We start from the raw sequence: 12,025 nt of genomic DNA on the forward strand, positions 1-12,025 counted from the left end.
AGCAACGGGCCGCCCCGAGTCAACGGTGGTCAGGGCAATCGCGGCCTGACCGTGACACAGCTGGTCAGGATGCCCGCGTGACCGTGCCCGAATAGGTCACCTCGTCCTTACCCTGGCGCGTCACCTTGATGGCCATCTGGTTCGATGCCGACGTCGGGATCATCTGCAATGTCCCTGGATAGCACTCGTCGCCCGTGACCCCGTCGAGGGTGAAGACCATCCCGCTGCCGTGCCGCAAGAGCCGTCCCGAGCAGTGCAGGTCCGCTCCCCACAGCATGGCCCCGCCGTCCTCGTCTGGGCCCAGGCGCAGCTCGACGGGGAAGACCCGCTGGGCGGTGAAGTGCTCGGCCGAGCCCGTCCACGTCCCTTCCAGCCCCGGGCCCTGGGCGCCGCGCAGCCAGAACACGAACCCGGCCACCGCCATGACCACACCCGCCGCGGCCACGACCACCTGCCAGGCCTTCACCCGCCTGCGGGGCGTGGGCTCGGGAGCGGTGTCGCGGGTGACGGCGGGGAAGCTCGTGGTGGGGTCGGGGTCGTGGATGCGCCCCGGCCCGTCGCCGGGCGGCGCGCTCTCCATGACCAGCCGGAGCCCGGCCGTCTGCGGCTCGCGATCGGCGAACGCCCTGCCGGAGCCGGTGGCGGACGTGACCCGGGCGGCCGGGCCGGGGCCGACGGCGGCCTGCGCGCCCGAGGACAGCACGTCGCCGCCCGCGGCCGCCTGTCCCAGCAGCCGCCGCAGCGCCTCCTCCGCGTCCGGCCGCTCCCCCGGCTCCGGCGCCAGGCACGCCTCCACGATCTCCCGCAGCCGCCCGGTCAGCGGCCCGAGGTCCGGCTTCCCGTACAAGATCCTGGCCAGGACCTCCTGGTAGGTGTCCGCCGTGTACGCGTGCCGCCCCGTCGCCGTGTACGCGACGGTCAGCGCCCATGCCCACAGGTCGGCGGGCGGTCCGGCGAGCTCGCCGTTGATGCGCTCGGGCGACAGGTACGCCGGCGTGCCGACGGGGACCATGCTGGAGGTGGCCGCGGTGTCCATGAGCCGGGACACCCCGAAGTCGATCACCCGCGGCCCGTCGAGCCCGAGCAGCACGTTGCCCGGCTTGAAGTCCCGGTGGACCACCCCGGCCCGGTGGATGGCCCCGAGCGCGGTGGCGGTGCCGATGGCCAGGCGTTCGAGCGACCCGCCCAGGCGTGGCCCCTTGGCGACCACGTGCTCCAGGAGCGAGGGGCCCTCGACGTACTCGCTGACCAGGTAGGGCCGGTCGCCTTCGAGGTCGGCGTCGAGCAGCTGCGCCGTGCAGAACGCGGCCACCCTGCGGACCGCCTCGACCTCTCCCAGGAACCGGCGCCGCACGTCCGGGTCGCCGGACAGGCTCGCGTGCAGCAGCTTGATCGCGACCTGGGCGCCCTGCTCGGAGTGGCCGAGGTAGACGACGCCCTGTCCGCCCTGGCCGAGCCTGCGCGACAGGCGGTACGATCCCAGCTGTCGCGGATCATCGGCGCGGAGTGCGGACATATTTCACGATTATGCCGGGGAATCGATCAGTCGCGCATAATCATCGAGGATCGGCAGCACCGTATCCGCGGGCGCGCTGGGCAGGGTGGCCACCGCCTCCTCGATGCCGAGCCCGGCGAAGTAGTCGATCTTCTCCCTGGTCGGCACCGTCCCGAACGGGATCACCCGGGCCATCGGCCGCCCGGCCTTCTCGCACGCCTCGCGCAACATCGGCAGCGCCGCCCTGATCCCCTTGCCGCCGATCGGCATCCAGCCGTCGGCGTACTCGGCGACCTGGGCGAACAGCTTCGGCCCCGCCGCGCCGCCCACGTACACCGGCAGGTTCCGCAGCGGCTTGGGCCAGGACCAGGACGCCTCGAAGCCGTCGAACGCGGCCACCTCGTCCCGCCACAGCGCCTGCATGGCGAGCACGTTCCGCCTGGCCACCTCGCGGCGGCGGGCGTACGGGACGCCGTGGTTCTCGATCTCCTCGACGTTCCAGCCGAAGCCGACCCCGACCGCGACGCGCCCGCCCGAGAGGTGGTCGAGCGTGGCGATCGCCTTCGCGGTCACGATGGGGTCGCGCTGGGCGGCCAGCAGGATGCCGGTGCCGACGCGCAGCCGGCGTGTCGCGGCGGCGGCGAAGGACAGGGCGACGAGCGGGTCGAGCGTGCGCTTGTACTCCTCGGGCAGCACGTCCTGCCCCGCCGCGGGAGGCGTGCGGCGCGAGACCGGGATGTGGGTGTGCTCCGGCACGTAGAGGGAGTCGAAGCCACGTTCCTCCGCGGCCCTGGCGAGGTCCTGAACCGGCATGGCCAGATCCGTGGCGAACATCGTGACCCCGAGTCTCATGGGACCTCCTCCTAGTTAACCAAGCGATTGCTCGGTTAAGATTTCCAGAGTACCTTGCAGAAGACCATTCCGCGGAAAGAGGTCCCCGGTGAAGTTTTCTATCTTCCTGAATCCGCAGATTCCCGGCTCCGGGTACGCGGCCGAGGAGAACGCCAAGGCCAAACGCCCGATCGGGCGCGACACGGAGTCGTACCAGAAGCTGCTGCACGAGGTGCGGGAGATAGCAGTGCACGCCGACCAGCTCGGGTTCGACGCGCTGATGATGACCGAGCACCACTTCCACTCGGAGGGCATGGAGTTCTCGGTCAACCCGCTGATGTTCCTCACCGACCTCGCCGCCAGGACCGAGCGGATCCTGCTCGCACCGCTCGGTCTGGTGCTGCCCGCCTGGGACCCGATCAGGGCCGCCGAGGACGTGGCGCTGCTCGACCAGTTCAGCAAGGGCCGGCTGCGGCTGGGCGTGGCGCGCGGCTACCAGAACCGCTGGATGAACGTCCTGGGGCAGCGCTGGCACGCCGCCGCCGCGCGCTCCGACGGGTCGGCCTCGGACACGCGCAACTTCGACGTCTTCGGCGAGGTGCTGAAGATCATGAAGCTGGCGTGGACGCAGGAGACGTTGCGCTACAAGTCCGACGTGCTGGACTACCAGGTGCCTTATCCATACGAGGGCATCGAGGGATGGCCCGCGCTGGAATGGACCCAGACGTTCGGCGCGCCGGGCGAGATCTCCGAGGACGGCAAGGTGCAGGCCGTCTCCGTCTGCCCCCGGCCGTACCAGAACCCCCACCCCGAGCTGTGGCAGCCGTTCACGATCTCGGACCGGTCGGTCATCAGGGCCGCCCAGGAGAACATCCTGCCGTGGATGTTCACCCCCAACCCCGACGACCACGCCGCCAAGGCCAAGCTGTACCAGGAGGAGTCGGCCAAGCAGGGCCGCCACTACAAGCTGGGCGAGCACACCGGCATCCTCAAGATCGTCGGCATCGCGGACACCACCGAGGAGGCCATCAACACCTTCGGCCGCAGCATCCCCAAGGACTTCGCCGCCTTCTTCGGCCCGTTCGGCTACCTGGAGGTGCTGCGCAAGAAGGAGGACGAGAAGCACAAGCCCATCTCCCCCGAGAAGGGCGACGCCAAGCGGATGAACGACGTGGAGATGGCGCTGTTCGGCACGCCGGACGACGTCAAGCGCGGGATCCAGCGGATGCTCGACCGCATGCCCGACCTGGAGTGGTTCGGGCTCTATATGCAGGGCCAGCAGGGCGTGCTGCCGCTGGACACGGTCAAGCGGAACCTGGAACTGTTCGCCACCAAGGTCATCCCGGAGTTCCAATGAGATTCTGGCTGGGGGCCTCGTTCGTCGACACCGACCAGTTCACGGAGCTGGCGCGGGCGGCCGAGCGGTGCGGGTTCGACACGCTCACGCTGTCGGACCACCTGTTCTACGCCGACTTCGCCTCGCCGTACCCGTACTCGCGGTCGGGCCGGCCCCGCTGGGACGCGCGTACGCACTGGCCGGACCCCTGGGTGACGATCGGCGCCATGGCGGCGGTGACCACGACCCTGCGCTTCTCCCCCAACGTCTACATCGCGCCCGCCCGCGACCTGTTCACCGTGGCCAAGCAGGTGTCCACCGCGGCGGTGCTGTCGAAGGACCGGGTGACGTTCGGGGTCGGGGTGGGGTGGTGCAAGGAGGAGTTCGTCGGCACCGGGCAGGACTTCCACACGCGAGGGCGGCGGCTGGACGCGATGCTCCCGACCCTGCGCTCGCTCTGGGCCGGCGAGACGGTCGCCCTCGACGGCCTCCCCGAGCTGTCGATCTCGCCCACCCCCGCCCGGCCGATCCCCGTCTACGTGGGCGGCGACAGCGACGCGGCGCTGCGCCGGGCCGCCCGGCTGGGTGACGGCTGGATCGGGAACCGGATCTACACCGAGGAGCAGCTCGACGCGGTGCTGGACACGCTCCGCGGCCACCTCGACGAGAGCGGCCGGAGCGAGCCGTTCGACATCATCGCGGGGCTCGCGGTGATGCCGGACGCCGACACCTACCGCCACTTCGCCGCCAAGGGCGTCACCGGGACCATGGCGGCCCCGTGGTGGCTGGCCACCCCCGAGGAGAAGGCCAGGTACGGCGAGGGGACGCTGGACCTCAAGATCGCCACCATGGAGCGCTTCGCCGAGGAGGTCATCGCCAAGCTCTGACGTCAGCGCGGCCGCAGGCCCAGCTCCTCCAGGGCCTGCGCCAGGTCCTTCGGCGCCTGCGTCACCGCGCCGATGCGGGCCAGGGCGGCCAGGCCGAGATAGCCGCCGTACGCGGTCAGTGCCCGCCGGGCCGCCTCGTCCGGCGGCTGGCCGACCTCCTCCAGGACGGCTCGCATGAACGCCAGCCGCCGCTCGCTCACCCGCCGCACCACCGGGCCCACCACCGGGCCCATGACCGGGTCGTCGGCCTCGCTGATCAGCCGGAACGAGATGGCGGCGTCCTGCCCGTCGCCGAAGGCCCACTCCAGCAGCGTCCGCATGCGCTCCACCGGATCGGGCACCGGCTCCAGCCGGGCGATGACCTCGTCGGTGCCGGCCTCCCACCGCTCCAGCGCCGCCTCGACCAGCGCCTGGCGGTTGGGGAAGTGCCAGTAGAAGCTGCCCTTCGACACGCCGAGCCGCACCGCCACCGGCTCCACGGCCACGGCGGCCAGCCCGCCCTCCGCCAGGGCTTCCAGCGCGGCCCGCGCCCAGTCGTCCGCGTTCAACCGACCCATTCGCCCATCCTTCCATACGCCGCCGTATAGTCAGAACCGTACGCATCCGTATGGAAAGAGGTGGCCCATGCCCACGCTCACGGACCGGTTCATCCCGCGGCCCGACGCCTCCGAGCGGCACTCCATCGTGATCAAGGCACCGCGCGAGCGCGTCTGGGACGCCGTCGCGGACCCGGGCTCGTTCGACCTCCGGGCCGTCGTGGCCATCCGCGACGTGGCCGCGCGCCTGAGCGGCGGCCGGCCGCACCGGGGCGCGCCGCGCTTCACGCCGCTCGCCGAAGACCCGGGGCACGAGCTGGTCATGGGGCTCATCGGGCAATGGTGGCGCCTCGGGCACGCCGAGAGCAGCGGCGCGATCTCCGGCGCCGCCGACTTCCACGCGTTCGACCGGCCCGGCTACGCCAAGGGCACGCTGAGCTTCCGGCTGGACGACGCGGGCAAGGGGCGGGTCAGGCTCGTCACGGAGACCCGCGTGGTGGCCACGAGCGAGGACGCGCGGCGCGCGTTCCTGCGCTACTGGGTGGTGATCCGGCTCGGCAGCGGCCTGATCCGCCGCATCATGCTCGCCGCCATCCGCGCCCGCGCCACCCGGCCTCTCTAGCCGTTCGGCCCCGGCACCTCGTCCGTCAGCTCGATGACGATCGAGCGCCGGTCCTCGGGATGCCGCTCCCGCCGCGCGCCGTCCCGGGCGCGGGGGGTCGGGGGTGGGCGGTAGCCTTCGTCCTGTGCTGGAAAGGATCTCAGCCACCCGTTACGTGACCCCGCTGCGAGAGGGCGGCTCCCTGCCCGGCGTCGTCGAGGCCGACGACCTGGGCACGTACGTGGTGAAGTTTCGCGAGGCGGGCCAGGGCCGGCGGGTGCTCGTCGCCGAGATCATCGCGGCCGAGCTGGGCCGCAGGCTGGGGCTGCGCACCCCCGATCTCAAGCTCATCGACCTCGACCCGCAGCTCGGCATCCGGGAGCCGGACGAGGAGGTGCAGGACCTCCTCAAGGCCAGCACCGGCCTCAACCTGGCGGTCGACTTCCTGCCGGGCGCGCTGGGGTTCGAGCCGCTGGCGTGGGCGGCGGACCCGGTGTTCGCGGCCAGGGTGCTGTGGTTCGACGGCCTCATCCACAACATCGACCGCAGCTGGCGCAACCCCAACCTGCTGGTCTGGCACCGCGAGACCTGGCTGATCGACCACGGCGCGGCGCTCTGGTTCCACCACAACTGGCGCACGGCCGACCCCCAGCGGAAGTTCGACGCGAGCGACCACGTGCTCGCGCCGTACGCCGGTGACGTGGAGGCCGCGGGTGACCAGCTGGCCGCGAGGATCACGCGAGGGCTGCTGGAGACCGCGACCGCGATGGTGCCCGACGAGTGGCTGGACGGCGAGCCGGGGTTCGACGGGCCGGAGACGGTGCGCGAGGCGTACGTCGATCATCTGATGGAGCGGGCGCACGGCCCGCGCGAGTGGCTCGTGCGCGGCGAGGCCAAGCCGCCGCGCGGCGGCCCGGGGTCCGTGGGCGAGTTCTGGCGGGGAGGCGGCCGGTGACCAGGGACGTCTACGAGTACGCGGTGATCCGCGTGATACCCAGGGTCGAGCGCGGCGAGCTGATCAACGCGGGCGTGCTCCTCTACTGCCAGCCGCGCGGCTACCTGTGCGCGCGGGTCGAGCTCGACGCCGCCCGGCTGCGCGCCCTCGACCCGAACGCCGACATCGACGAGGTGCGCCGTGCGCTCAGCGCGTACGAGCTGGCCTGCGGCGAGCGGCCGGGACCGCTGGCCGAGGAGCCGCTCGGCGGCAGGTTCCGCTGGCTGACCGCGCCGCGCAGCACGATCGTCCAGACCGGGCCCGTGCACGCGGGCCTCACCGCCGACCCCGACACCGAGCTGGCCAGGCTGTTCGACAAGCTCGTCCGTATCTAGAAGAGGACGGACATGAAGGTGTCGACCTCCTGGAAGCCCACCTTGCGGTAGACGGCCCTGGCCGAGAGGTTGAAGTCGTTGACGTAAAGCGTGACCACGGGGGCGAAGCAGCTCTTCGCGGCCTCCACGACGGCGGCCATGCCGGCCGCGGCGTGGCCCCTCCCCCGCAGCTCGGGGGCGACCCAGACGCCCTGGATCTGGCAGGCCTGCGGCGTGACGGCCCCGATCTCCGCCTTGAACACCACCCGGCCGTCGTCGATGCGCGCGTAGGAGCGGCCGATCCTGATCAGCTCGGCGACCCTGGTGCGGTAGAGCGCGCCGCCGTCGCCGAGGTTCGGCGAGACGCCGACTTCCTCGGTGAACATGGCCACGCACGCGGGCAGCAGGATGTCGAACTCCTCCGGCCGCACCCGGCGCACCAGCGGATCGGCGGGCACCGGCGACTTGCGCGAGGTGGCCATGACCGGCTGCGCCCAGCGGATGGCCCGCGCCCGGCCCCAGTGCGGCTCCAGGCGCTCCCACAGCAAGGAGACGGCGTCGACCGGGCCCACGATGGAGGAGCAGCGGCGCCCCTGCTTGCGGGCACGGTCGGCGAAGGCGTGCACGGCCTCGGGGCCGGCGTTGACGGGCACCATGTTGGCCCCGGCATAACAGAGTGACACAAGGCCGCCACGCGCCCCGAACCCCCACATCTGCCCGCCGAGCCTCGCCGGATTGAGTCCGACGGCCCGCACCCGGGAGGAGACGAAGACGTTCGCGACCGGGTCGGTGTCCAGCAGGGCTAGGACCTCGTCCCGGTCGCTGTCGTCGAGCACGCGCGACGCCGATGTACGCAGCATCACATGGTCAGACTACGCGAAGGGGCACCGATTGGCTCAGTGGGCGACGGCCACGGTAATCCTTTCTTGACGTCAGTCAGAGACCAAGGGTGCCGAGGAGCCCGAGCAACCCGGCCGGCGGGCTCACCGCGTCCGCCGTCATGTGGGTGGACGGGCGCGGCTCCGGCAGCGCGGCGCACTCCACGTCACGCGGCGGCACCGTGCCGTCACGCAGGTACGCCGCCAGGTGCTCGTCCACGCACTCGTTGCCGGTCAGCGACACGCCGTGGTTGCCGCCGCCGTCGATCACCATCGACGCGCGGACGAAGTGCTTGCGCATCTCCAGCGCCCCCTTGTACGGCGTCGCGGCGTCGTCGCGGGACTGGATGAAGAGCACCGGCGGCAGGCTCGCCGCACCCTGCACCTCGATCGGCGTCCCGCCCCGCACCGGCCAGAAGGCGCACGGCGCGTTGAACCAGGCGTTCGGCCAGGTCAGGAACGGCGCCCGGCGGTGCAGCCGGGTCATGTCGGTCCGCCACTTCTCCCACTTGCGCGGCCACTTGGCATCCGCGCACTGGACGCCCAGGTAGGAGGCGTAGCCGTTCTCGTCCTGCTTGTCGTCCTTGCCGTGCTTGTCGTAGACGCCGACCAGCCCTTTCACGTCGCCCTGCCGCACGTATGAGGACCAGGCCGCGGCGAACGCGGGCCAGACCCGGTCGCTGTACCCGGCGACCGTGAACGTGTCGTCCAGCTCGCTCGGCCCGACCACGCCGCCGGCCGGGCGGGCCCGCAACCGGTCGCGCATCGCGTAGTAGGCGAACGACGTCTGCTTGGGCGTGGTGCCCAGCCGGTAGACGTCGTTGTGCTTGGCCGTCCAGGCCAGGAACTGGCGGTGACGGTTCTCGAAGGCGCCGTCCTGCTTGAGGTTCGCCTCGTACCACACGGCCGTGGGGTCGACCGTGCTGTCCATGACCAGCCGCCGGACCCTGGTCGGGAAGAGCGTGGCGTAGACGGCGCCCAGGTAGGTGCCGTACGAGTAGCCGAGGTAGCTGATCTTCTGCTCGCCGAGCGCGCCCCGGATCGAGTCCATGTCCCTGGCGGAGTTCTCGGTGGTGAGATGCGGCAGCAGCCAGGACCACTGCGCGCCGCACCGGTCGGCGAACTCGTGCGCCCGCCCGAGCAGCACCCGCTCCTCGGCCGGCCCCTTCGGCACCGCGTCCGGCCTCGGGGCCTTGAAGAAGACGTCCGGGTCCACGCAGTGCAGCGTGGGCTCGCTGCCCCCGACGCCGCGCGGGTCGAACCCGATGATGTCGTAGCGCTCGCTCACGTCCGACGGTAGCGACGAGGACACGTACTCGGCCAGGCTCCGCCCCGGCGCCCCCGGCCCGCCCGGGTTCACCAGGAGCACGCCCAGGTAGTTGGCGCTCTTGGACACCCTGGCCCGGACCCGGTTGACGGCCAGCTCGATCGTCTGACCCCATGGCTCCCGGTAGTCGAGCGGCACGCGTATGGTGCCGCATTCCAGGTTGGCCGGCGCCGGCCTCCCACCCCCTATCGGACAGGGTCCCCAGGCGATGGCCGACGGCGCCTGTCTCGCGCCATTGGCCATCGCCGTCCCATCCCCGCTGACCATCCCGCCGACGAGCACCGCAACACCGGCGGCAACCCCAACGACCCGCTTCACCCGGCCCCCTCCCATGTTCATGAGCCATGCGATGCTCCCGTGCGCGACCGAGTGATCACGTTGGGTATGGGGAAAAGCTTGCCAATTTGTAATCGCGCGATTGCACGACGTAACGATCACATATCGGGCGCTGCTCGGGGTCCGGCCTGGGCGCTGCTCCGGCGGTCATGTTCCCGGTCGCCAACCCGCCGGACCGAAGCCAGACGTGTTCGACTTCGCGCCCGCGAGCGAACACCTGGAGGTGGAAGAGCCCGTCCGACATCCGGACGGCCTGGGCGACGGCCGCCCAGGCTATGCGTGTTGGGCCGTGTCGAACAGGGCCTTGGCGGCGTCGCCGAAGTACGGGCCGTACATGGTGCGCTGGTCGTCGCTGTACTTGAAGCTGCTCACCGACGTGATCGTGCCCTTGCCCGTGCCCAGGTCGAACGCGGTCATCCACGGCCCGCCGCTCGAACCCGCCGTCATGTCGCACCCCAGCCCCTGGTCCCGACTCTGCGCGTACGGGTCGGCCTTCAGCCGTCCCGCGCAGTAGAACAGATGGCGCCCGTCGTACGGCGGGTCGGCGGGGTAGCCGAAGCCGAACGCCTGGCCCCCGCGGGCGGCGTTGAAGGCGATCTCCTGCGTGCCCACCACGTCGGCCACGTGCCTGCCGCCGGACGTGGCCAGCGCGACCATGCCCACGTCGTAGTTGTCGTCGCCGCTGCGCGACCAGGGCCCGGCCACGAACATGCGGCGGGCCGCGTACTGGCCGTACCGCTGCGCCCCGCCCGTCCCGTACCCCGGCACGAACGTCCAGTTGGCGGCCCAGCCGCCCGCGCCGTCCTTGACGCAGTGCCCCGCGGTGACCACGACGTCCCTGTTGGCGCTGCGCACGGTGCTGGCCGAGCAGACGAAGTCCGCACCGCGCACGGTCAGGAAGACGCGGCCGGTGGTCCTGGCCACGGCGCCGCCGGTGATCCAGCGCGAGCCGACCGTGTTGGTCTCCGGCCGCCTGGCCGTGGACTCCCCGTCCCGCTCGGCGGCCGCCTGGTGCCGCCGCGGGTCGCGGCCCCACAGCCGGGCGGCCAGGCCCTCACCCGACGCGCCCGTGGTCACGCCGTCGCCCGGCGAGGTCAGGCGCCGGCCCGACACCTCAGGAGCGGCGTGCACCTCGGTGCGCCCCGTCAGACCGCTCAGCAGGCCCTCGCCGCGCGTCACGATGTCCGGCAAGTCGATCGGCAGCGCTTTGGCCATGCGCTCCGGCGTCCAGTAGTCGAGCACGCGCCGCTGCTCGACGGTGGTGCGCGCGGCCACGTGCTCGACTATCTCGTGAGGCACTGCCCGGTGGCCAGGTCCGTCGGCCTGCTGCCGGCCGGGGGGCACGCCGAGGAGGGCGGGCCCGATCAGCCCCGCCAGGAGCGGGGCGGCCGCCAGCAGGGGGGTGCTCAAGGTCATGCCCCCCGAGTGTGCACTACGAGATGTGTTCTTGTGACTACTTTCGGTAAATTCCTCAGAGTGCGTTGGTGCTCTGGGCTGCTTGATAGACGTTCTGCGCCTCGTTCCCGAAATATGGGCCGAACATCCAGTTGGGAGCGAAGTTGTATTTGAAGCTGTTGACCGAATTCTGCGTGCCGAGTCCCGTCGACTCGTTGAAATTCAGCATCCAGGGACCGCCGCTCGAACCGCCGGTCATGTTGCAGGTCAGGCCGTGGTCCTGGCTCATGAGGAAGTCGTCGAACGTCCGCCCGCTGCAGTAGATGAGCTTCGAGCCGTCGTACGGCGCCGCCGCCGGGTAGCCGAACGCGTACATCTGCTGCCTTCTGCCCTGGTTGAACGCGACGCCCTGGCCGCCCACGACGTCCACCAACGTCTTGCCTTCCAGGGGCGCGACCACGGCGGCGGCGACGTCGAAGTTGATGTCCTCGCTCGCGTTCCACTGCTGCGTGGTCAGCAGTTTCGTGGCCGCCCAGGTGCCGGACGGCCGGTTGCCGGCGTTGTAGCCGGGCACGAAGACCCAGTTCGTGTGGAACGTTCCGTTCAGCTTGACGCAGTGGCCGGCGGTCAGGACCACGCTCTTGTTCGCGCTGGTCACCGCCGAGCCCGAGCAGGAGGCGTTGCGCCCCTGCGTGGTGAAGAAGACCCGGCCGGTGGTCTTCACGACCGCGCCGGAGCCGGTCCACGGCCCGCCGGACGACCTGGCCGCCTGCAGCTCCGCCCCGGCGCGGGTCGCCCCGGTGGGCGGCGCGGTCCACGGGGTGCCCTCGGCAGGCTCTCCCAGCGCCATCTTCGCCCCCTTCTTGGGGCCGGGCGCGTCCAGCGGCTGGGCCGCCTCCATCCGCTGCTCGGTCCAGTACGTCAGGACCTGCCGCTGCTCGGACGCGGTGTCCGCCGCCGCGTGCTGGGCGGGTTTCGGCCGCATCTGCACGGCGGCCTGCGCCCCACCGGCGGGCAGCAGCGCGGCGCCGCCGGCGGTGAGCGTGAAGAGGGAAAGCAGAACGACTGCGCGGTGCATTACGTACCTCCCGAAAA

Annotated in this window: 12 protein-coding genes; 5 read left to right on the forward strand and 7 right to left on the reverse strand. The window is 71.5% G+C overall.

Features of this window, described 5'->3' with window-relative positions; genetic code table 11:
- Nucleotides 1-64 precede the first annotated feature (64 nt).
- Nucleotides 65-1,516 carry a serine/threonine-protein kinase gene (locus ACIBQ1_RS08060; RefSeq protein WP_397275454.1) on the reverse strand — a complete coding sequence of 484 codons (1,452 nt, stop codon included), beginning with the start codon at nucleotides 1,514-1,516 and terminating at the stop codon, nucleotides 65-67.
- 9 nt (nucleotides 1,517-1,525) lie between these two features.
- On the reverse strand, nucleotides 1,526-2,347 hold the full coding sequence (locus tag ACIBQ1_RS08065) for an LLM class F420-dependent oxidoreductase (protein WP_397275456.1): 822 nt from the start codon (nucleotides 2,345-2,347) through the stop codon (nucleotides 1,526-1,528).
- 88 nt (nucleotides 2,348-2,435) lie between these two features.
- Here ACIBQ1_RS08065 and ACIBQ1_RS08070 point away from each other — a divergent pair, with 88 nt between their 5' ends.
- Together ACIBQ1_RS08070 and ACIBQ1_RS08075 are read left to right on the forward strand one after the other, a co-directional pair.
- Nucleotides 2,436-3,683 (forward strand): LLM class flavin-dependent oxidoreductase, encoded by a 1,248-nt coding sequence (locus ACIBQ1_RS08070; protein ID WP_397275458.1) that lies wholly within the window; start codon nucleotides 2,436-2,438, stop codon nucleotides 3,681-3,683.
- Nucleotides 3,680-4,549, forward strand: coding sequence for a TIGR03619 family F420-dependent LLM class oxidoreductase (locus ACIBQ1_RS08075; RefSeq protein ID WP_397275460.1), 870 nt, complete (start codon nucleotides 3,680-3,682; stop codon nucleotides 4,547-4,549). The genes ACIBQ1_RS08070 and ACIBQ1_RS08075 overlap by 4 nt, the downstream gene beginning before the upstream one ends.
- A 2-nt stretch (nucleotides 4,550-4,551) precedes the next feature.
- On the opposite strand, the gene ACIBQ1_RS08080 is transcribed toward ACIBQ1_RS08075, so the two are convergent.
- Entirely contained in the window at nucleotides 4,552-5,106 is a 555-nt protein-coding gene (locus tag ACIBQ1_RS08080) for a TetR/AcrR family transcriptional regulator (RefSeq protein ID WP_397275462.1), read from the reverse strand.
- A 67-nt stretch (nucleotides 5,107-5,173) separates the two neighbouring features.
- On the opposite strand from ACIBQ1_RS08080, the gene ACIBQ1_RS08085 reads away from it, so the two are divergent.
- The 3 genes from ACIBQ1_RS08085 to ACIBQ1_RS08095 all read left to right on the forward strand — a co-directional run bounded on the left by ACIBQ1_RS08085 (nucleotide 5,174) and on the right by ACIBQ1_RS08095 (nucleotide 7,015).
- Nucleotides 5,174-5,707, forward strand: coding sequence for a hypothetical protein (locus tag ACIBQ1_RS08085; RefSeq protein ID WP_397275464.1), 534 nt, complete (start codon nucleotides 5,174-5,176; stop codon nucleotides 5,705-5,707).
- Between the two features lie 124 nt (nucleotides 5,708-5,831).
- Nucleotides 5,832-6,641, forward strand: a complete 810-nt coding sequence (locus ACIBQ1_RS08090) for a HipA family kinase (RefSeq protein ID WP_397275466.1) — start codon at nucleotides 5,832-5,834, stop codon at nucleotides 6,639-6,641.
- A complete protein-coding gene (locus ACIBQ1_RS08095) occupies nucleotides 6,638-7,015 on the forward strand; it encodes a DUF3037 domain-containing protein (RefSeq protein ID WP_397275468.1) in 378 nt (125 codons plus the stop codon). The genes ACIBQ1_RS08090 and ACIBQ1_RS08095 overlap by 4 nt, the downstream gene beginning before the upstream one ends.
- Here the strand turns inward: ACIBQ1_RS08095 and ACIBQ1_RS08100 are convergent.
- The 4 genes from ACIBQ1_RS08100 to ACIBQ1_RS08115 form a co-directional block, all read right to left on the reverse strand.
- Nucleotides 7,012-7,854, reverse strand: a complete 843-nt coding sequence (locus tag ACIBQ1_RS08100; RefSeq protein WP_397275560.1) for a GNAT family N-acetyltransferase — start codon at nucleotides 7,852-7,854, stop codon at nucleotides 7,012-7,014. The two genes, ACIBQ1_RS08095 and ACIBQ1_RS08100, sit on opposite strands and share 4 nt — an antisense overlap.
- A gap of 76 nt (nucleotides 7,855-7,930) precedes the next feature.
- Nucleotides 7,931-9,337: an alpha/beta hydrolase gene (locus ACIBQ1_RS08105; RefSeq protein ID WP_397275470.1), complete on the reverse strand. Its 1,407-nt coding sequence runs from the start codon at nucleotides 9,335-9,337 to the stop codon at nucleotides 7,931-7,933.
- 471 nt (nucleotides 9,338-9,808) lie between these two features.
- A complete protein-coding gene (locus tag ACIBQ1_RS08110) occupies nucleotides 9,809-10,951 on the reverse strand; it encodes a trypsin-like serine peptidase (RefSeq protein ID WP_397275472.1) in 1,143 nt (380 codons plus the stop codon).
- A 55-nt stretch (nucleotides 10,952-11,006) separates the two neighbouring features.
- Nucleotides 11,007-12,008: a peptidase gene (locus ACIBQ1_RS08115; protein ID WP_397275474.1), complete on the reverse strand. Its 1,002-nt coding sequence runs from the start codon at nucleotides 12,006-12,008 to the stop codon at nucleotides 11,007-11,009.
- Nucleotides 12,009-12,025 lie beyond the last annotated feature (17 nt).

Source organism: Nonomuraea sp. NPDC050153 (assembly GCF_044460125.1).
Classification (GTDB): Bacteria; Actinomycetota; Actinomycetes; order Streptosporangiales; family Streptosporangiaceae; genus Nonomuraea.

What these genes read in the sequence shown, in the direction of transcription:
- ACIBQ1_RS08060 (WP_397275454.1), bottom strand. Translation starts at nt 1,516, where the DNA reads ATGTCCGCACTCCGCGCCGATGATCCGCGACAGCTGGGATCGTACCGC.
- ACIBQ1_RS08065 (WP_397275456.1), bottom strand. Translation starts at nt 2,347, where the DNA reads ATGAGACTCGGGGTCACGATGTTCGCCACGGATCTGGCCATGCCGGTT.
- ACIBQ1_RS08075 (WP_397275460.1), top strand. Translation starts at nt 3,680, where the DNA reads ATGAGATTCTGGCTGGGGGCCTCGTTCGTCGACACCGACCAGTTCACG.
- ACIBQ1_RS08080 (WP_397275462.1), bottom strand. Translation starts at nt 5,106, where the DNA reads ATGGGTCGGTTGAACGCGGACGACTGGGCGCGGGCCGCGCTGGAAGCC.
- ACIBQ1_RS08085 (WP_397275464.1), top strand. Translation starts at nt 5,174, where the DNA reads ATGCCCACGCTCACGGACCGGTTCATCCCGCGGCCCGACGCCTCCGAG.
- ACIBQ1_RS08100 (WP_397275560.1), bottom strand. Translation starts at nt 7,854, where the DNA reads ATGCTGCGTACATCGGCGTCGCGCGTGCTCGACGACAGCGACCGGGAC.
- ACIBQ1_RS08110 (WP_397275472.1), bottom strand. Translation starts at nt 10,951, where the DNA reads ATGACCTTGAGCACCCCCCTGCTGGCGGCCGCCCCGCTCCTGGCGGGG.
- ACIBQ1_RS08115 (WP_397275474.1), bottom strand. Translation starts at nt 12,008, where the DNA reads ATGCACCGCGCAGTCGTTCTGCTTTCCCTCTTCACGCTCACCGCCGGC.